Source organism: Rhodanobacter sp. Root480 (genome assembly GCF_001426645.1).
Classification (GTDB): domain Bacteria; phylum Pseudomonadota; class Gammaproteobacteria; order Xanthomonadales; family Rhodanobacteraceae; genus Rhodanobacter; species Rhodanobacter ginsenosidimutans.
Genome location: NZ_LMEX01000001.1, coordinates 1,189,341 through 1,208,144 on the forward strand (window position 1 = coordinate 1,189,341; position 18,804 = coordinate 1,208,144).

Annotated in this window: 19 protein-coding genes and 1 tRNA gene; 7 read left to right on the forward strand and 13 right to left on the reverse strand. The window is 66.2% G+C overall.

Annotation, left to right across the window (positions count from 1 at the left end; genetic code table 11):
- The first annotated feature begins 149 nt into the window (after positions 1 to 149).
- Positions 150 to 1,571 (forward strand): FAD-binding oxidoreductase, encoded by a 1,422-nt coding sequence (locus ASD22_RS05605; protein ID WP_056079993.1) that lies wholly within the window; start codon positions 150 to 152, stop codon positions 1,569 to 1,571.
- Between the two features lie 32 nt (positions 1,572 to 1,603).
- Here ASD22_RS05605 and ASD22_RS05610 read toward each other — a convergent pair whose 3' ends face one another.
- On the reverse strand, positions 1,604 to 2,320 hold the full coding sequence (locus ASD22_RS05610) for a uracil-DNA glycosylase family protein (protein WP_056079995.1): 717 nt from the start codon (positions 2,318 to 2,320) through the stop codon (positions 1,604 to 1,606).
- A gap of 130 nt (positions 2,321 to 2,450) precedes the next feature.
- On the opposite strand from ASD22_RS05610, the gene ASD22_RS05615 reads away from it, so the two are divergent.
- On the forward strand, positions 2,451 to 3,038 hold the full coding sequence (locus ASD22_RS05615; protein WP_200945330.1) for a DNA-3-methyladenine glycosylase: 588 nt from the start codon (positions 2,451 to 2,453) through the stop codon (positions 3,036 to 3,038).
- 246 nt (positions 3,039 to 3,284) lie between these two features.
- Here ASD22_RS05615 and ASD22_RS05620 read toward each other — a convergent pair.
- From ASD22_RS05620 to ASD22_RS05660, 9 genes are all read right to left on the reverse strand, one after another.
- Positions 3,285 to 3,360 (reverse strand) — tRNA-Gly (locus ASD22_RS05620).
- 37 nt (positions 3,361 to 3,397) lie between these two features.
- On the reverse strand, positions 3,398 to 4,003 hold the full coding sequence (gene pgsA, locus ASD22_RS05625) for a CDP-diacylglycerol--glycerol-3-phosphate 3-phosphatidyltransferase (protein WP_056080002.1): 606 nt from the start codon (positions 4,001 to 4,003) through the stop codon (positions 3,398 to 3,400).
- 71 nt (positions 4,004 to 4,074) lie between these two features.
- Positions 4,075 to 5,913: an excinuclease ABC subunit UvrC gene (uvrC, locus tag ASD22_RS05630; RefSeq protein ID WP_056080005.1), complete on the reverse strand. Its 1,839-nt coding sequence runs from the start codon at positions 5,911 to 5,913 to the stop codon at positions 4,075 to 4,077.
- Between the two features lie 53 nt (positions 5,914 to 5,966).
- Positions 5,967 to 6,434 carry a low molecular weight protein-tyrosine-phosphatase gene (locus ASD22_RS05635; RefSeq protein WP_056080008.1) on the reverse strand — a complete coding sequence of 156 codons (468 nt, stop codon included), beginning with the start codon at positions 6,432 to 6,434 and terminating at the stop codon, positions 5,967 to 5,969.
- The gene (gene kdsB, locus ASD22_RS05640; RefSeq protein ID WP_056080011.1) at positions 6,431 to 7,201 is read right to left on the reverse strand and encodes a 3-deoxy-manno-octulosonate cytidylyltransferase; all 771 of its coding nucleotides are present in this window, start codon (positions 7,199 to 7,201) and stop codon (positions 6,431 to 6,433) included. The genes ASD22_RS05635 and kdsB overlap by 4 nt, the downstream gene beginning before the upstream one ends.
- A 132-nt stretch (positions 7,202 to 7,333) precedes the next feature.
- Positions 7,334 to 8,638 carry a 3-phosphoshikimate 1-carboxyvinyltransferase gene (gene aroA, locus ASD22_RS05645; RefSeq protein WP_056080014.1) on the reverse strand — a complete coding sequence of 435 codons (1,305 nt, stop codon included), beginning with the start codon at positions 8,636 to 8,638 and terminating at the stop codon, positions 7,334 to 7,336.
- A 17-nt stretch (positions 8,639 to 8,655) separates the two neighbouring features.
- A complete protein-coding gene (pheA, locus tag ASD22_RS05650; protein WP_056080017.1) occupies positions 8,656 to 9,744 on the reverse strand; it encodes a prephenate dehydratase in 1,089 nt (362 codons plus the stop codon).
- Between the two features lie 73 nt (positions 9,745 to 9,817).
- Positions 9,818 to 10,903, reverse strand: coding sequence for a 3-phosphoserine/phosphohydroxythreonine transaminase (gene serC / locus ASD22_RS05655; RefSeq protein WP_056080020.1), 1,086 nt, complete (start codon positions 10,901 to 10,903; stop codon positions 9,818 to 9,820).
- A 67-nt stretch (positions 10,904 to 10,970) separates the two neighbouring features.
- The gene (locus ASD22_RS05660) at positions 10,971 to 11,732 is read right to left on the reverse strand and encodes an FHA domain-containing protein (protein WP_056080023.1); all 762 of its coding nucleotides are present in this window, start codon (positions 11,730 to 11,732) and stop codon (positions 10,971 to 10,973) included.
- Between the two features lie 109 nt (positions 11,733 to 11,841).
- Between ASD22_RS05660 and ASD22_RS05665 the strand changes: the two genes are divergently transcribed.
- Both ASD22_RS05665 and infA read left to right on the forward strand, forming a co-directional pair.
- On the forward strand, positions 11,842 to 12,117 hold the full coding sequence (locus ASD22_RS05665; protein ID WP_040670856.1) for a polyhydroxyalkanoic acid system family protein: 276 nt from the start codon (positions 11,842 to 11,844) through the stop codon (positions 12,115 to 12,117).
- Positions 12,118 to 12,218: 101 nt separating this feature from the next.
- The gene (gene infA / locus ASD22_RS05670) at positions 12,219 to 12,437 is read left to right on the forward strand and encodes a translation initiation factor IF-1 (protein WP_007081871.1); all 219 of its coding nucleotides are present in this window, start codon (positions 12,219 to 12,221) and stop codon (positions 12,435 to 12,437) included.
- A gap of 132 nt (positions 12,438 to 12,569) precedes the next feature.
- Here infA and clpA read toward each other — a convergent pair whose 3' ends face one another.
- Both clpA and clpS read right to left on the reverse strand, forming a co-directional pair.
- Complete coding sequence (gene clpA, locus ASD22_RS05675; protein ID WP_056080025.1) at positions 12,570 to 14,837, reverse strand: ATP-dependent Clp protease ATP-binding subunit ClpA; 2,268 nt, start codon at positions 14,835 to 14,837, stop codon at positions 12,570 to 12,572.
- A gap of 64 nt (positions 14,838 to 14,901) precedes the next feature.
- Positions 14,902 to 15,228 carry an ATP-dependent Clp protease adapter ClpS gene (gene clpS / locus ASD22_RS16340; protein ID WP_007081869.1) on the reverse strand — a complete coding sequence of 109 codons (327 nt, stop codon included), beginning with the start codon at positions 15,226 to 15,228 and terminating at the stop codon, positions 14,902 to 14,904.
- Positions 15,229 to 15,338: 110 nt separating this feature from the next.
- Between clpS and ASD22_RS05685 the strand changes: the two genes are divergently transcribed.
- From ASD22_RS05685 to hflD, 3 genes are read left to right on the forward strand one after another with little or no spacing between them, the layout of a single operon-like run.
- Positions 15,339 to 15,833 carry an NUDIX hydrolase gene (locus ASD22_RS05685; RefSeq protein ID WP_056081029.1) on the forward strand — a complete coding sequence of 165 codons (495 nt, stop codon included), beginning with the start codon at positions 15,339 to 15,341 and terminating at the stop codon, positions 15,831 to 15,833.
- The gene (gene mnmA / locus ASD22_RS05690; protein ID WP_056080033.1) at positions 15,830 to 16,939 is read left to right on the forward strand and encodes a tRNA 2-thiouridine(34) synthase MnmA; all 1,110 of its coding nucleotides are present in this window, start codon (positions 15,830 to 15,832) and stop codon (positions 16,937 to 16,939) included. Before ASD22_RS05685 ends, mnmA begins: the two co-directional genes overlap by 4 nt.
- Before the next feature lie 36 nt (positions 16,940 to 16,975).
- The gene (gene hflD / locus ASD22_RS05695) at positions 16,976 to 17,599 is read left to right on the forward strand and encodes a high frequency lysogenization protein HflD (RefSeq protein WP_007081866.1); all 624 of its coding nucleotides are present in this window, start codon (positions 16,976 to 16,978) and stop codon (positions 17,597 to 17,599) included.
- A gap of 123 nt (positions 17,600 to 17,722) precedes the next feature.
- Here hflD and ASD22_RS05700 read toward each other — a convergent pair whose 3' ends face one another.
- The gene (locus ASD22_RS05700; RefSeq protein ID WP_056080036.1) at positions 17,723 to 18,649 is read right to left on the reverse strand and encodes a LysR family transcriptional regulator; all 927 of its coding nucleotides are present in this window, start codon (positions 18,647 to 18,649) and stop codon (positions 17,723 to 17,725) included.
- Between the last annotated feature and the right edge of the window lie 155 nt (positions 18,650 to 18,804).

The window sequence follows — 18,804 nt, forward strand, 5'->3', positions numbered from 1 at the left end:
GGGCCGATGTGAAGTCACCTTTGTGCAACGTCGGCGCCGTGACACCGACTTCGCGCAAGGACGGAGCCCGAACGGCCGCGGACAGCGACGATCCCGCCGTGTGCGGCGCTTACAATGTGTGCTCCCCCCGTCGTGAGCGGCGAACCGTGATGAGTGTCCTGGATACCCTGCGTGCCACCGTGGGTGACGCACATGTACGCGAAGGCACCGACGCCGCTCCCTATCTGACCGACTGGCGCGAGCGCTACCGCGGCCACGCGCTAGCGGTGGTGAGCCCCGCCTCCACCGACGAAGTCGCCGCCGTGGTGCGAACCTGTGCGACCGCCGGCGTGCCGATCGTGCCGCAGGGCGGCAATACGGGATTGTGCGGCGGCGCCACGCCGGACGATTCGGGCCGCGCCGTCGTGCTCTCGCTGCGGCGCATGAATCGCATCCGCGCCATCGACCCGTACAACGACACCATGGATGTGGAGGCCGGCTGCGTGCTGCAGTCGGTGCAGGACGCCGCGCGCGAGGCCGGCCGGCTGTTTCCGCTGAGCCTGGGCTCCGAGGGTAGCTGCACCATTGGCGGCAACCTGGCGACCAATGCCGGCGGAACCCAGGTGCTTCGCTACGGCACGATGCGCGAACTGGCCCTGGGGCTGGAGGTAGTCACGGCACGCGGTGATATCTGGTATGGCCTGCGCGGCTTGCGCAAGGACAACACCGGTTACGACCTGCGTGATTTGTTCATCGGCAGCGAGGGGACGCTAGGTGTCATCACCGCCGCGACGTTGCGGCTCTACCCGCTGCCCGTGGCGAGCTGCACGGCGCTGGTGGCGCTGTCTTCGATCGACGATGCCGTCGCGCTGCTGTCGCTCGCGCGGCGCGGTCTCGGCGCCTCGCTGACGGGCTTCGAGTTGATGGCCGGCGACTGTCTCGCTTCGGTCACGCGTGCTTTCCCCGCCCAACGACTGCCCTTCGAGGGCAATGCCGCGACGCTGCCCTGGTATGTGCTGCTGGAGCTTTCCGACAGCGAAAGCGAGGCGCATGCGCGAGAGCGGTTCGAGACCGTCCTGGGCGACGCCGTCGCCAACGACAGTGCCCGCGACGTGGTGATCGCCAGTTCGTTCGCCCAGAGCCGGGCCTTGTGGCATCTGCGCGAAAGCATTCCGCTGGCGGAAAAGGCGGCAGGCAAGGCGGTGAAACACGACATCTCGATTCCCGTGTCGCGCATGGCCGAATTCGTGCGCGACACGAACGAAGCCCTGCAACACATCTTTCCCGGCGTGCGCCATGTCATCTTCGGCCATCTGGGCGATGGCAACCTGCATTACAACGTCGCCCCTGGTGCCGGCTGGACCGATATCGCCTTGCTGGCACGGCAGGAGGCGATCTTCGACGTGGTGCACGCCCACATAGGCCGCGTTGGCGGATCGATCAGTGCAGAGCATGGCATCGGCCAGCTCCGACGCGACGCGCTCGCGCAATTCAAGGATCCGATCGAGCTCGCCTTGATGCACACGATCAAGCACGCGCTGGACCCGCACGGCACCATGAACCCCGGCAAGGTGCTGATCGCCGATTCGTGAACGCCACTGCGCAACGGCGGCTCGACGTTCGATCAGGGCGCTGGTGGCAGCCAGGGTCCAAGCACCTGCTCGGCCAGCGCGGGCCAGTTCCGGTTCGCCGCCGGATTGGCCGGGCTGGGGTGAAGCAGATAGCGCACATCCGCGTCCGCGCCGAGTACGGCGGTGGCGCGCTGCTGCGCATAGCGTCCGATGCCCACCACAACGGATGGCTTCAATACATGGACCACGGCTGCCAGCGCGCTGTCGCACAGCGCCATCAGGGCGTCGGCTTCTGCCTTGTCCAGCCGCTCCGGAATGAGGTTGCGTCCATCCTTGAGAAAAAGCAGCGGACAGTAGTTCCAGACGAAAAAGCGCTCGAAGAACGCCTCGGGCGTACCCACGCGCGCCTGCGCCCAACGCCAGACGCGCGAGCCGCTGCCCTCGTTGCGATGGCAGGCCATGCCGAGGATCGGATAGCGGGGATGCTGTGGCGGCAGCGGTTCGCGCAGTCGCGACGCGATGTGGAACCAATCACGTACCATCGCCACGTCACCGAACGGCACGCCTGTCTGCGCCATCCCCCACGGTCCCGGATTCATGCCCAGCAGCAACACGCGCCCGCGTACGGCGCCGTAGCGCTGAAGGTATTCGCGGTGCGCGCTCCACGCATACACGAGCGGGTTATAGACATGGCTGGGCGTGTTCCAGCGCAACTGGTCGATGTCCCGCGCGAATTTTCGGACGATATTGATCAGGCCGGTGGTGGTCATCTGTGGGGTGGAACGCAGCGGATAACGTGGCAGTGTAACGCTGGGGTAGGCAGTCAGCCGCCCGATATGTGCCTTCGGCTACGCTGGCGGGTGACACCCGCTGTCTGCGGGCAACGAGGATATGGACAGCATGTCCAGCTGCATTTTGCTTGACCGGGGGTTCTACCAGCGCGACCCGCGCGAGGTGGCGCCGGCTTTGTTGAACAAGGTATTGCTGCGCGACGACGGGCGCAGCGGCCGCATCGTCGAGGTGGAGGCTTATTGCGGCGCCAACGACGCGGCCGCGCATACCTACCGCGGCAAGAGTCGGCGCAATGCCAGCATGTTCGGGCCAGCTGGACATATGTATGTGTACTTCACCTACGGCATGCACTGGTGTTGCAACGCCGTTTGCGGGGAAGTGGATGAAGGCGTGGGCGTGCTGCTGCGGGCGTTGGCGCCATTGACCGGCCTGGAGCGGATGCGCGCGGCGCGTGCGGCCTGTCGGCGCGACCGGGATTTGTGTCGCGGGCCTGCCCGCCTGTGCAAGGCGTTCGACATCGACGGAAGCTGCGATGGCCTCGACCTCGTCGGCGGGCTCGGCAGCCTGACCATCGTCGATGACGGCACGCCGCCACCGGCCAAGCCGATCGAAACCTCACGCGTAGGGGTTTCCCAGGCCGCCGACGAGCCATGGCGCTGGTACGTCGCCGATGAGCCCCACGTCTCGCGTCGGTAGGTCGATGTCGCGCAGGCGCGCGTCATCGAGACCGGTGGCGGCGGGAGATTCGTGAAAGCTGCCTCGTCGTAGCCGTTCTCGCGAGCCGCGCAGGACCCAGCCAGACGTGTCGATCGCAGATACAGGGACCAGGGCAGCGCGGCGAACGCCGCTTTCACCGAGCCCAGATCCGGAAACGAAAAAGGGAGCTTTCGCTCCCTTTTCGAGGAATCCGCGAGGGGCCCATCGGCCCGGCGGATCGAATTCTGGAGCGGGAAACGAGACTCGAACTCGCGACCCCGACCTTGGCAAGGTCGTGCTCTACCAACTGAGCTATTCCCGCATTGGAGCCGCGCATTCTAATACGTGAATCCGGAGCGTCAAGCGTTTTTGCTTTTTGCCGCTGATTGCGTGTCGGCGCTGAGGATCGGCCACGCCGCGCGCAGGTAATGCAGGCCCGACCAGATCGTGAGCACGCCTGCGATCACCAGCAGCGCTTCGCCGATGTGGTACAGCCGCAACGCCTCGGCGGCTTTCTCGTGCTGCACGATCAGCACCACCAGCGCCACCATCTGCATGACGGTCTTCAGCTTGCCGATGAAAGCCACCTTGACCGTGGCGCGCATGCCGATTTCAGCCATCCATTCGCGCAACGCCGACACGCTGATTTCCCGCCCCACGATCACCGCCGCGGTCACCGCCATCAGGATGCCGGGCCAGCCGCCGCGGTGCGATTCCACCAGCAGGAACAGCGTCACCGCCACCATCAACTTGTCCGCCACCGGGTCCAGGAACGCGCCGAAGGCGGAGGTGAGGTTCATGCGCCGCGCGAGGTAGCCATCCAGCCAGTCGGTGAACGCGGCCAGCAGGAAAACAACTGCCGCGGTGGCATTGTGGCCGGGGAACGGCAGGTAGAACACGACGACCATGACCGGCAGCAGTGCAACACGGAACAAGGTCAGCCAGGTCGGCAGATTGATGCGCATGATTCGATCCAGTGATTTGTCACAGTGTCTCACGCACGCGCGCAGTCGGTGAGTGAAAACTGCTGCGGTGTTCAGCCGTGCAACATGGCGTAGATGCGTTCGGCCAGCCCGCGATCGATGCCCTTCACCTGCATCAGCTCCTCGACACCGGCGGCTTCCACGCCTTGCATGCCGCCGAAAGTCTTCAGCAGCGCCGAGCGGCGGCGCGCGCCGATGCCCGGCACGTCCTCCAGCACGCTGCGCTCGCGTGCCTTCTCGCGCCGCTTGCGGTGGCCGCTGATGGCGAACCGGTGGGCTTCGTCGCGTACTGCCGCCACCAGATGCAGCGCGGGCGATGAGGAACCGGGATGCAGTTCGCCGCCGAGGGTGCGATCGTCGCGCGCCAGCACCAGGGTTTCCTCGCCGGCGCGCCGGCCCGGCCCCTTCGCCACGCCGACCACCACGATGCCGCTGACGCCCAGGTCGTCCAGCACAGCCAGCGCCTGCGCCACCTGGCCACCGCCACCGTCGATCAACAGGATGTCTGGTCGCGCGCCCTCGCCTTCGGCCAGCTTGCGGAAGCGGCGGGTGAGCGCCTGGTGCATCGCCGCGTAGTCGTCGCCCGGCGTGATGCCGGCGATATTGAAGCGGCGGTAGTGGGATTTTTCCGGGCCCTCGGGGCCGAACACCACGCACGAGGCCACGGTGGCCTCGCCCATGGTGTGGCTGATGTCGAAGCATTCGATGCGCCGCGGCGGCTCGTCCAGGCCCAGCACCTTCTGCAGGTCGTCGAAGCGCGTACCCAGCGTCTGCCGACTGGCCAGACGACCCGTCAGCGAGGCCTGCGCGTTGCGCTGGGCCATCTGCAGGAAGCGCGCCCGTTCGCCGCGCACGCTGGCCTTCAATTCCACCGGATGGCCCGAGTGCTGCGCCAGCATGTCGCCCAGGATCTGCTGGTCGGCCAGGTCTTCCCCCAGCACCAGTTCGCGCGGTACCGGCCGGTCGAGGTAGTACTGCGCGATGAACTGGGTGAGCACGTCGGCGGGTTCGGCATCCAGCGGCAGGCGCGGGAAGAAATCGCGCGTACCCAGGCTGATGCCGTTGCGGAAAAACAGCACGCTGACGCAGGCCATGCCTGCCTCGATGCAGCAGGCGAGCACGTCCATGTCGGCGCTGGCGCCCTGCACGTGATGCTGCGCCTGCAACTGGCGCAAGGTGGCGACCTGGTCGCGCAGTTTGGCCGCGCGCTCGAAGTTCAAGGCCTTGCTGGCCTGCTCCATCGCCTCGGCCAGCTCGTCGATCACGGCGCTGCTGCGGCCTTCCAGAAACATCTCGGCATGCCGCACGTCCTGCGCGTAATCGGCCACGCTGATCAGGCCGACACAGGGCGCGCTGCAGCGACCGATCTGGTACAGCAGGCAGGGCCGCGAACGGTTGCGGAAATAGCTGTCCTCGCACTGGCGCACCTTGAACAGCTTCTGCATCAGGCTGAGGCTTTCGCGCACCGCCCAGGTGCTGGGATACGGCCCGAAATAGCGTCCCGGCAGGTTGCGTGCGCCGCGGTGGAACGCCAGCCGCGGGTAGTCCTCACCGCTGGAGAGGTAGATGTACGGGTAGCTTTTGTCGTCGCGCAACAGGATGTTGTAGCGCGGCTTCAGCGACTTGATCAGCTGCGATTCCAGCAGCAACGCCTCGCCCTCGGTACGGGTGACGGTGATCTGCACGCGCGCGATCTGCGCCACCATCGCGGCGATGCGCGGCTCCATCCGCGGCTTCAGGAAGTAGCTGCCTACGCGCTTCTTGAGGTTGCTGGCCTTGCCGACATAGAGCAGCTCGTCCGCCGCGTTGAAGTAGCGGTAGACGCCAGGCGAGCCGGTAAGCGTGTGGACAAAGGCCTTGCCGTCGAAGGCCGGCGACGATGGTGACTGCATGTGCTGATTCTAGCCGTTTTGGCCAGGTACGCCGCGCCGCGGCAACGTGCGGTTCAGCGCTGACGCAGGCGCTCGATCAACCCGGCAACGCCACGTTCGGCCAGATCCACGCACTGCCGAAAGCCCTCGGCTTCGCCGTAATAAGGGTCGGGGAAATCCTGTACCGACGTCACCCCGGCCCACGGCAGGAACAACGCGGCCTGCCCTGCGGCGCCGGGTCGTGCCAGGCGATTCAGTTCGAGCAGGTTGTCGCTGTCCATCGCCAGCAACCAGTCATGGCGATCGAAATCCGCCGACTGCAATTGCCGCGCTCGGTGGCTTTCGAGATCGAACCCCGCCGCACGAGCCGCCGCACGCATGCGCGGATCGGCGCCGTGGCCGGCATGCCAGCCACCGGTACCGCAGGAGGCCAGCGTCACCGCCAATCCGGCTTCGGCGCAGCGCTTGCGGGCCACGCCTTCCACCAGCGGCGAACGGCAGATGTTGCCGAGGCAGACGAACAGGATGCGCGGCGTGCTCATGCCTGGCTCCGCAACCAGGCTTCGGCACGCAGCAGGTCCGCCTCGGTATCGATGCCGGGCGGGAACGGTTCGGGCGACAGACGCACCGCGATGGCGTGGCCGTGTTCCAGCACGCGCAGTTGCTCCAGCGACTCGGCCTGCTCCAGCGGCGTACGCGAGAGCCGGGTGTACTGGCGCAGAAAGCCGGCCCGGTAGGCGTAGATGCCGATATGGCGAAGGAATGGCGTATGGGCGGGCAAGGCGTCACGACTTGCCGCGAATGCATCGCGCGCCCACGGCAAGGGCGCGCGGCTGAAGTACAGCGCACGGCCATTGGCGCCGCGCACCAGCTTCACCACGTTCGGGTCGAACAGCTCGTGTGCGTCCTCGATCGGCGCAGCCAGCGTCGCCATCGGCGCGTCGTCCTCGGCCAGCGCACGCGCCACCTCGCGGATGCCGGCCGCCGGCGCGAACGGCTCGTCACCCTGCAGGTTCACCACGATGGCATCGTCGGGCCAGCCGTAATGCGCCACGCATTCGGCCAGGCGGTCGCTGCCCGAGGCGTGGTCGGCGCGGGTCATGCACACTTCCACACCCTGCCCGGCCAACGCCTCGGCAATGCGCGTGTCGTCCACCGCCACCACCACCTGCGTAGCGCCGGCCTGCAACGCGCGCTGCGCCACGCGCGCCACCATCGGCACTCCGTCGATCGGCCGCAACGGTTTGGCCGGCAGGCGGGTGGAACCGTAGCGCGCGGGGATGGCGACGATGAAGGAGGGATCAGGCATGGGGACCTCGGCAAGCAAGGCGCCAAGCCTACCTTGCCGCCCTGGAACAAGGTAGGAGCGCCCCCTGTGCGCGATGCTCTTGCTGTTGCGAAATGCGAGTCCCGCAAAAGCCATCGCGCACAGGGTGCGCTCCTACACGGATGCGATGGCGAAGCCGCAGGCGTTGGCCAGTTCCCGGTAGCCGGGGAACGAGGTGGCGACATGGCTGCAATCGCGCACGCGCACCGGCGCGGTGGCGACCAGGCCGGCCACGGTGAAGCTCATGGCGATGCGGTGATCCATGTGGGTTTGCACTTCACCGCCACCCAGCGCGCCGCCGTCGATGATCGCGCCGTCGGGCGTTTCCTCGATGCGTGCACCCAGCGCGCGCAGGCCGGTGGCCATGCTGGCGAGGCGGTCGGATTCCTTCACCCGCAGCTCGGCGGCGCCGCACACCACGGTGCGACCGTTGGCCACCGCGGCGGCGATGAACAGGATCGGGAACTCGTCGATCATGTCCGGCACCAGCGCCTCGGGCAGTTCGATGCCGTGCAGCGGTGCGTGACGCACCAGCAGATCACCCACCGGCTCGCCGCCGCTTTCGCGGGGGTTTTCGATCTGGATATCCGCACCCATCAACCGCAGCGCCTGAAGCAAACCGGTACGTCGGGGGTTGAGGCCCACCGCTGGCAGGCGCAGTTCGGAACCGGGCACGATGCTCGCCGCCACCAGGAAGAACGCCGCCGAGGAAAAGTCCGCCGGTACGTCGACATCGGTGGCATGCAGCGCGTGGCCGCCATCGAGCTTCGCGTGGCCTGGCGAGAACGTGATCGGCCAACCGAACGCCGCCAGCATCCGCTCGGTGTAATCGCGGGTGGGATGCGGTTCGATGATCTCGGTGCTGCCTGCGGCGTACAGCCCGGCAAGCAGCAGGGCGGATTTTACCTGGGCGCTGGCCACCGGCAACGCGTAGCGAATGCCATGCAATGGCTGCGCGCCATGGATATGCAGCGGCGGCAAACCTTCCTGCGTATCGATGCGTGCGCCCATCTGGCCCAGCGGATCGGTGACCCGCCGCATCGGACGCTTCGACAGCGAGGCGTCGCCGATCAAGGTGCTGTCGAACGCCTGCCCCGCCAGCAAACCCGCCAGCAAGCGCATGCCAGTGCCTGCGTTGCCGCAATCGAGCGGTTCCGCCGCGGCGCGCAAACCGTGCAGGCCCACGCCGTGCACCAGACGCTCGCCCTCGGCGGGCGTTTCGATCTTCACCCCGAGTTGCGCCAGGACCGCCGCCGTGGCGCGGGTGTCCTCACCTTCGAGAAAACCGCGGATGCGCGACGTGCCATCGGCCAGCGCAGACAGCATCAGCGAACGATGGGATATCGACTTGTCACCGGGAATACGCACGCTGCCGTGCAATGGCTGGCCCTGGCCGCTGACCCAGTCAAATGAATTCACTCCACCCTCTCCTGCGTTCAAGGCAATGCCACCGGGTAGGAACCAAGCACGCGCACGGTGCCGGCGTTGCCGTCGATCTCCTTCACTGCCGCCTGCACGCCCTCGTCGGAAATGTGGCCGGAGATGTCGATGAAGAAGGCGTACTGCCATTTGCCGGTGTGAGCCGGTCGCGACTCGATGCGGTTCATGCTCACCTTGTGCCTGGCCAGCGGGCTGAGCACGTCGTAAAGCGCGCCGGGTTTGTCGTTGACGGTGACCAGCAGCGAGGTGCGGTCGTTGCCCGACGGCGGGAACAGCGAGCGGCCGATGACCAGGAAACGGGTGGTGTTGTCGGCGCGATCCTCGATCGCCTCGGCCACGGTTTTAAGGCCGTACACGCGCCCGGCGGTTTCGCCAGCGATGGCGGCCACGTCGTCGGCGTGGCGCGCCAGGCGTGCGGCCTCGGCATTGCTGCTGACGGCAATGCATTCCACCGTGGGCAGGTTCAACCGCAGCCAGCTCTTGCACTGCTGCAGTGACTGCGCGTGGGCATAGACACGCTTGACGTCCTCCAGCCGGCCGTTCTGCGAATGCAGGCATTGGTGCACGCGCAGCTCCACCTCGCCGCAGATGATCGCCTCGGAGGTGAGGAACAGATCCAGCGTTATCTGGATCATGCCCTGCCCGGAATTCTCCACCGGCACCACGCCGAAATCGGCATTGCCGGCGGCGACTTCCTGGAACACTTCCTCGATGCTGCCCAGCGGCAGACTGTAGGCGGCGTGGCCGAAATGCTTGCGCACGGCCTGTTCGCTGAAGGTGCCCTCGGGGCCGAGATAGCCGATCTTCAGGGGGTCTTCCTGCGCCAGGCAGGAGGACATGATTTCGCGGAACAACCGTACCATTTCGGTATCGGGCAGCGGGCCGTCGTTGCGGTCGACCACCATGCGCAGCACGTGCGCCTCGCGCTCGGGGCGGTAATAGTCGATCGCGGAAAGCCCGGCGCCCTTCACCTGTGCCACTTCCTGCGCGCGGCGCGCACGCTCGGAAATCAGCTCCTGGATCTGGCGGTCGATGCTGTCGATGCGCTCGCGCATGTCACTCAGCGAGATCTTGGGGTCGCTCATGGTTCAGCCGCCTGGATGGAAAGAAGTCCAAATGATGAACGGGCATCTTGCCTGAAGAGCCCGTCCCCGGCCATTACCCGTGGCGCTTGGCAAAGTCCTGCATGAAGCCGGTCAACGCCTCGACCGCTTCGAACGGCACCGCGTTGTACAGCGACGCGCGCATGCCACCGAGCGCCTTGTGGCCCTTCAGCGCGATCAGCCCGGCCGCTTCGGATTCCTGCAGGAAAGCGGCGTCGAGCGCGCTGTCGTGCAGGGTGAAAGGCACGTTCATGCGCGAACGCGCGGCCACGTCGACGGGGTTGCGGTAATAACCGCCCGAGCCATCGATGGCCTGGTACAAGGTCTCGGCCTTGGCGCGATTGCGCTCGGCCATGGCTGCCAGGCCGCCCTGCTCCTTCAGCCACTGCAGGGTCAGGCCGGTGATGTACCAGCCCCAGGTGTTGGGCGTGTTGAGCATCGAACCGGCGGCGGCGTGTTCGGCGTAGCGAAGAATCCGCGCCATCGGGCGCGTAGCCCGCTGCAGCAGGTCGCGCCGCATCACCATCACCACGAAGCCGGCCGGGCCGATGTTCTTCTGCGCGCCGGCGTAGATCAGCCCGAACCGCGAAACGTCGATGGGCTCGGACAGGATGTTGGAGGACATGTCCGCCACCAGCGGCACGTCGCCCACGTCGGGGACGTCGTGATACTCCACGCCGTGGATCGTTTCGTTGGAGGTGTAGTGCACGTAGGCGGCATTCGGATCGAGCTGCCACTCCGCGCGCGGCGGCATGCGCAGATAGCTTTGCGCCTTGCTGCTGGCAGCCACGTTCACCCGCACGTACGGCGCCGCTTCACTTGCGGCCTTTTCGCCCCAGTGACCGGTGATCAGGTAATCGGCACTGCCGTCAGGGGCCGCCAGGTTCATCGGGATCTGGGCGAAATGCTGGGTGGCGCCGCCCTGCAGGAACAGCACCGCGTAATCATCCGGAATGGCCATCAGCTGGCGCAGGTCGGTTTCAGTCTGCGCAGCCAGTTCGCCAAAGCGCTTGCCGCGGTGGGATTGCTCCATCACCGATGCGCCGCTGCCGTTCCAGTCCAGCATGTCACGCTGCGCACGTTCGAGCACGGCCAGCGGCAACGCCGCCGGACCAGCGCTGAAATTCCAGATTCTGCTCACTGCGATGGCTCCCTAGGTAGGTCAAGTATTATGGCGCAGCGCAACAACCGCCGGTCAAGCGGCGCCATCAGAAACGGATCAGCAACACCATCGCGATACCCAGCGCCAGCACCGCTGCGGTAACGATGAGCCACCAGACTTCACCGCGCGGTCCGGCCACGACTTCGGGCGCGATCGGCAGGTGCAGTTCGGGCATGGGCGCCTCGGGCATCATGCCGGGCGCATCCACCACGAAGCGATGCGAGGCCACGCCGATCTGGTCGCCCGGCTGCAGCGCCAGCCGCCCGGTCACGACCCCGTTGACGCGCAAGGGGTAATTGGCCGAAGCCTGGCCGGCCTCCAGCATCAGTTCGCCGTCGTGCCAGAAAATGCGCAGCGAAGCCTGCTCGCCCTGCGGCAGGTCGAGCGGCACGCGGCTCTGCGAGCCAAGTTCGAGACTGTCGCGCAACGACAGCACGCGCCCCGACAGTGGCCCACCCACGGCCCGCAGCGCCACGGTGCAACGCCCTTCCTGCGACACCTGCAAGGCCGCGCGCCGCGCCGGGTCTTCGTCGTCGCGCAACAGCATGCGGCAACCGCCCACGCTGACCACGTCACCGGCGCGCAGCAACGCCCGCTCGCGTACGGGGCGCGCGTTTACGTGGATGCGCGCGGCGGAGGAAAGCACCTGCAGCACCCAGCCGCGACGATCGTGCTGGATCCGCACGTGATGCTCCGCGGCATGGCTGGCCGCCAGCACCAGGTCGTTGTCGGGCGCGCTGCCGATGCGCAGTTGAGGCTGCGTCCAGAGGAAGTCCTCGCGGGCCGAACGGGGAAACTCGATGCGCATCGCTGTACCAGGCAGGAGAAGCGAAACTCTAGCATGCGCAAGCCGCCAAACCGCCGTGCAACCGAAGGCACCGCTGCCTTAAACTACGCGGCTTACTGCGGAGCGCGGCATGTCCAGAATCCAGCTGAAACGACCCCACCAGATGACGCCTGCCGAGGCCCGCTCGGTGATCGACCAGATCGCCGCGCGCATGCGCGAAAAGTTCGGCATGGCATGCGAGTGGCAGGGGGATGCGTTGCGCTTCACCCGGCCAGGCGTCAAGGGCGACATCGCCATCGGTGCCAGCGAGATCCTGGTCAACGCCGAACTGGGCCTGATGCTGTCGCCGATGAAAGGCATGATCGAGCAGGAAATCCAGCGCAAGCTCGACGAGCACTTCGCCTGACCCCGGGCGGTCGCGACTGATGATTCTTTGACCAGGGCCACATCCGTGGCATACTCGTCGGCTTACGCAGCCACGATGGCTGTGCACGAACACCGGACCACATGGCAAAAGACGACGTCATCGAAATGGAGGGTACGGTCCAGGAGACCTTGCCCAACACCATGTTTCGCGTACAACTGGAGAATGGGCATGTTGTCATCGCCCATATTTCCGGCCGCATGCGCAAGCATTACATCCGCATCCTCACGGGCGACAAGGTCAAGATCGAAATGACCCCGTACGACCTGAGCAAGGGGCGGATCACCTACCGCATGAAGTAAACCGGCGTGACGTAGTCGGCCCGTTGGCTTTGCCACGGCCTGCACTCAACTGGCGCGATCCGGATGCTCGAAGACAAAAGGCGGCGCAATGCGCCGCCTTTGTTTTGCCTCGCGTTTGAGCGCAGTTACCGGTTACACCACTACCGGAAACTTCTCGCTGGCCTCGCAATCGACCTGCAGCTCGCCGTCACGCACGCTGAGCCGCACCTTGCCGCCGTCAGCCAGCTTGCCGAACAACAACTCGTCGGCCAGTGCCCGCTTCACCTTCTCCTGGATCACGCGGGCCATCGGGCGTGCACCCATCTGCGCGTCGAAGCCATGCTCGGCCAGCCAGTGGCGGGCGTCCGCATCCACGTCCAGCACCACCTGCTTCTCGGCAAGCTGGCTTTCCAGCTCGATCAGGAACTTGTCCACCACGCGCAGGATGTGCTCGAAATCCAGCGCGCTGAACTGGATGATCGCGTCCAGCCGGTTGCGGAACTCCGGAGTGAAGATGCGGCGGATCACTTCCATCGCATCGGACTCGTGCTTCTGTTCCACGAAACCGATACTGCGCCGCGAAGCCAGCGCCGCGCCCGCGTTGGTGGTCATCACCACCACCACGTTCTTGAAGTTGGCCTCGCGACCGTTGGTGTCGGTGAGCACACCGCGGTCCATCACCTGCAGCAGGATGTTGAACACGTCCGGGTGGGCCTTCTCGATCTCGTCCAGCAGCAGCACCGCATGCGGATGCTTCACCACCGCCTCGGTCAACAGCCCGCCCTGGTCGAAGCCGACGTAGCCCGGAGGCGCGCCGACCAGCCGCGACACGGAGTGGCTCTCCATGTATTCGGACATGTCGAAGCGGATCATCTCGATGCCCAGTTGCATCGCCAACTGTTTGGTGACCTCGGTCTTGCCCACACCGGTAGGGCCGGCCAGCAGGAAGCAGCCGATCGGCTTGGACGGATCGGCCAGGCCGGAACGGGCCATCTTGATCGAAGCGGCCAGCGCCTCGATCGCCGGGTCCTGCCCGAACACCACCATCTTCAGATTGCGCTCGAGATTGCGCAGCACATCGCGGTCGGAGGCGGAGACCTGCTTGGCGGGAATCCGCGCCATCTTGGCGACGATGTATTCCACCTCGCCCACGTCGATGGTGCCGGTGCGCTCGTCATCCGGCAGCAGGCGCTGGCGCGCGCCGGCCTCGTCGATCACGTCGATCGCCTTGTCCGGCAGCAGCCGGTCGGGAATGTGCTTGACGGAAAGATCCACCGCGGCCTTCAGCGCCTCGTTGGTGTAGGCGACGTGGTGATGCTCCTCGAAGCGCGAACGCAGGCCCTTCAGGATCTCGATGCTGTCGGCCACGGTGGGCTCGACCACGTCGATTTTCTGGAAGCGCCGCGCCAGGGCGCGGTCTTTCTCGAACACGCCACGGTATTCCTGGAACGTGGTCGAGCCGATGCAGCGCAGCTCGCCCGACGCCAGCATCGGCTTGATCAGGTTGGACGCGTCCATGGTGCCGCCCGAGGCGGAGCCGGCGCCGATGATGGTGTGGATCTCGTCGATGAACAGGATCGCGCCCGGCTGTTTCTTCAGCTGGGTGATCACGCCCTTCAGGCGCTTCTCGAAATCACCGCGATACTTGGTGCCGGCCACCAGCGCGCCCAGGTCGAGCGACCAGATGGTGGCTTCCTCCAGCACCTGCGGCACTTCACCGTCCACGATGCGCTTGGCCAGGCCCTCGGCCAGCGCGGTCTTGCCCACGCCGGCCTCGCCCACGTACAGCGGGTTGTTCTTGCGGCGGCGGCACAGCACCTGGATGGTGCGTTCGATCTCGTCGGTGCGACCGATCAGCGGGTCGATCTTGCCTTCCAGCGCCAGTTCGTTGAGGTTGCTGGCGAACTCGTGCAGCGGGTTGCCCTTGGCCTCGCCTTCCTCGCCCTCGCGCTCCTGCCCGCTGGCGGAACCGGCAGCCGGCTCTTCGCCGATCTTGGCGATGCCGTGCGAGATGTAATTGACCACGTCGAGGCGGGTGATCTCCTGCTGGTGCATGAAGTACACCGCATGCGAATCCTTCTCGCCGAAGATCGCCACCAGCACGTTGGCGCCGGTGACTTCCTTCCGACCGGAGGATTGCACGTGGTAGACCGCGCGCTGCAGTACGCGCTGGAAACCCAGCGTCGGTTGCGTATCGCGCTCATCGCCTTGCGGCAGCACCGGCACGGTCTCGGCGATGATGCGCTCGAGCTCGCTGCTCAAGCGTGGCAGGTCGACGCCGCATGCGCGCAATGCGCCCAGCGCCGACTGGTTGGTGGTGAGCGCCAGCAACAGGTGTTCCACGGTCATGAACTCGTGGCGTTGCTCCCGGGCCTGCTTGTAGCAATGGCCGATGGTGACTTCGAGATCCTTGCTGAACATTCGGATCGACTCCGCTGAGGTTGGAAGCGACTTGTTGTCGCCATGCCCACCAAAATGGGGGTGCTCAAGCCTTTTCCATAGTGCACAACAATGGGTGCTGATGAGCGCGTGAATATTCGTTTACCTGGGTCACCTTGGTCTCGGCCACCTCCCGGGTAAAAACCCCGCAAACGCCGCGTCCACGAGTATGCACGTGCAACATCACCTGTACCGCCTGCTCCTGGTCGAGGTTGAAGAAGCCACGCAACACTTCAACCACGAAATCCATCGGGGTGAAGTCGTCGTTGAGCAGCAATACCCGAAACAGGGGTGGTCGCGCCACCTCCGGCTTGGCCGATTCCACCGCCAGTCCCCGGCCGTGATCATGTTCGTGTTCGGATTCGTGGGCCATGAGTTCTTGAGTGTTGTTTTCGATACCGAGTATACGCTGCGGTACTTGGCGCCCCGCGGCGAGAACTGCATGAGGTAATGGCACAATGGGCGCTTTTCCAGTGCCTGCCCATGCCTGATTCACTTACCCCGCGAAATGTCTGGTGTCCCCATGTCACGGTGGCCTGTGTCGTCGCCAATGGCGACCGCTACCTGATGGTGGAGGAAGATGCCTGCGGTCGCCTCGCCTACAACCAGCCCGCGGGCCACCTGGAAGACCACGAAAGCCTCACCGACGCCGCGTTGCGCGAGACGCTGGAGGAAACCGGCTGGACGGTCGAGCTGCAGCACCTCATCGGCGTGCAGCAATGGCGCAGTACCGAGCATGGCGAGAGCGTGGTCCGCTTCAGCTTCGCGGCGCGTGCCGTGAGCCACGACCCGGCCCGAGCGCTGGACACCGGCATCCATCGCGCGCTGTGGCTGACCCGCGCCGAAATCGCTGCCTTGGGCGATCGCGTGCGCAGCCCGCTGGTGCTGCTCAGCATCGACGCCTGGCTGGCGGGCCAGCGCTTGCCGTTGCAAACCCTGGACTACCTGCCGGGCAACCCGCCGGACACGCCCGCATGAAGGTGATGCTGGGCATTTCCGGCGGCGTCGATTCCTCGGTCGCCGCCTTGCTGCTGCAACAGGCCGGCCACGAGGTCGAGGGCCTGTTCATGCAGAACTGGGAGGAGGACGAGCGCAGCGGGCCGTGCACCACCGATGCCGACCGCAAGGACGCGGTGGCCGTATGCGGACGGCTGGGTATCCCGTTCCATGCGCGAAATTTCGCGGCAGAGTACTGGGATGGCGTGTTCGCCCATTTCCTCGACGAATACCGCGCCGGCCGCACGCCCAATCCCGACGTGCTGTGCAACCGCGAGATCAAGTTCAAGACGTTCCTGCACGAGGCGCAGGCACTGGGCGCGGAGAAGATCGCCACCGGCCACTACGCCCGCGTGGATCGGCGCGATGGTCGCTACCGGCTGCTGCGCGCCGTGGATGCGGCCAAGGACCAGAGCTATTTCCTGCACGCGCTGGGCCAGCAGCAGCTGTCCGCCACGCTGTTTCCGCTGGGCGGCATCGAGAAACCGCGGGTTCGCGAACTGGCCCGCGAAGCGGCGCTACCCACCCATGCCAAGAAGGATTCCACCGGCATCTGCTTCATCGGCGAACGCGATTTCCGCAGCTTTCTGGCGCAGTACATCCCTGCCCGCCCCGGCGAGATGCGCACGCCCGAGGGGGAACTGATCGGTGAGCACCAGGGTGCGATGTATTACACGCTGGGCCAGCGCAACGGCCTGGGCATCGGCGGGCGCCATGGCGCCAGTGGCGAGGCCTGGTTCGTGGTGGGCAAGGATGTCGCGAGCAATGTGCTGTACGTGGCGCAGGGCGGCGAGAACCACTGGCTCCATTCGCACCGGCTGGAAACGGAAGCGCCGAGCTGGGTCGCCGGCGAGGCGCCCGCGTCGCACTTCCGCTGCACGGCGCGCACTCGTTATCGCCAGTTCGACCAGGCCTGCGAAGTCACGGTGCATGCCGACCGGTTGGAGGTACGCTTCGACGAACCCCAGCGCGCCGTCACCCCCGGCCAATCGGTGGTTCTCTATGATGGCGAGGCCTGCCTCGGTGGCGCCGTGATCGCCGCCACCGACGCCACCTATGGTGGCCTGCCACCTCTCCTCTCCTCTTGATCAGCGAGTCACGTTCTGGTGTTTGAAACTTTTTCGATGAATGAAGAGCGGGTGCTGGCGTTGGCCGGCATCTTCCAGGCGTGCTCGCTGGCGCAGAAGCTGGCCAACGAAGGGCGCTGCGACGACGCCGCGATGGAAGCGGGCGTGGCCAGCATTTTCCGCATCGACGCGCCGTCGGTGGTGGGCGTTTACGGCTCGGTGGCCACCATGCGGCCGGGCTTGCGCCGATTGGTGTCGCAACTGGACGAGAGCGACCGCGACATGGCGCTGACGCGCATGGTGGTCACCGTGATGCGGCTGGAACGCAGCCTGTCCGCACGCCCGGACCTGCTTGAGCAGCTGCAGCAGGGCATCGTTGCGGCGCAGCGCCAGGTGGAGCATTTCGGGCAGGCATCGCAGCAGGTCACGGGGCGGCTGGCGGAGCTGTATGTCTCCACCCTGTCTTTGCTGACCCCGCGCGTGATGGTCAACGGCAACCCGCAACAGTTGCAGCAACCGGCGGTGGTGGAGAAGATTCGCGCCAACCTGCTGGCCGCCGTGCGTTCGGCCGTGTTGTGGCGTCAGGTGGGCGGCCGCCAGTGGCAACTGCTGCTGTATCGGCGCCAGTGCAGCATGCTGGCGCGCGGATTGCTGACCGGCGCGATGCTGGACAACGGCTGAGCGGCGGCGCGCCGCCCTGTAGGAGCGGCTTCAGCCGCGACGCTCTTGTTTTGGAACTCCAGAAGCAGAAGCATCGCGGCTGAAGCCGCTCCTACAAAAAAGCAGTGCCGGGAACCCGCGTACTTAACCCAGCAACTTCAGCCCCGGACGCGCCCGCGCCAGCCGGCGCAGCAAGGTGGCAAATACCTGAAGGTTGTCCTGCCACGGCGACGCGTCGCGCCAGTACAACGCGATCTCGCGGCCGGTGGCCTGCCCTTTCAGTTTGGCCAGCACGATATTCGGCATCGACGCCAGCCGCTCATGCGCCAGCGCGGGCACCAGCGCGTAACCGCCACGCAGACTGACCAGCGCCGCCAGGCTTTCCAGACTCACATCCTGCACGTGGCCGTGATCGGCGCCATCACCGCCCAGGCCGTCGGCGTGGCTCTCGGCCATCAGCGTGGCCTGGGCCGGGTCGAGCTGCTCCAGCGTCACGCTGCGCTGGCTGGCCAGCGCGTGGTCGGCGCGCAGCATCAGTTCCCACGGCTCGAAAAACAGCGGCTTCATCGCGATGCCGCTGATGGCGGGAACCAGCGGCGCCAGCACCGCATCCAGTTCACCTTCGTGCAGGCGGCGCAGCAGGCCACGCGGCTTGCCTTCGGAAATCACCAGCCGGGCACCCGGAAAATGCTGCGGGAACGGCGAAATGAGATGCGGCAACAGGTACGGCCCCAGCGACGCCGGCAAACCCAGCCGCAATTCGCCACCAAAGGCCACCGCGCCGGCGCGAGCCAGTTGCTGCAGGTGCTCGGCTGCAGCCAGCACCGCGTCGATCTGCTGCAGCAGGCGACGGCCGCCCGCGGTAGGCACGATGCTGCGGCCACCGCGTTCGAACAGCGGCGCGCCCAGCGCCTGTTCCACCTTCTGCACCTGGTGCGACAGGCCCGACGGACTGATGTGCATGGCGCGCGCGGCGCTGTTGAAACTGGCATGGCGATGCACCGCCTGCACCAGCGCGAGATCACGCAGCGACACTGCCGCCAGGGTGGTCGAAATCATCGAATGCTGCATGTCATCAAAAGCGTTTGCGCCACGGGTATGCGGACCCCATGCTGGGTAGACGGTCGCCGAAGTCTACTCGTCGCGCGGCATTGCAGACGTTTCCGCCATTCCGTGACGCCAACCTGCGGGTATTCGTTCGCGAGTTCCCCGCGTTTGGGCGATAA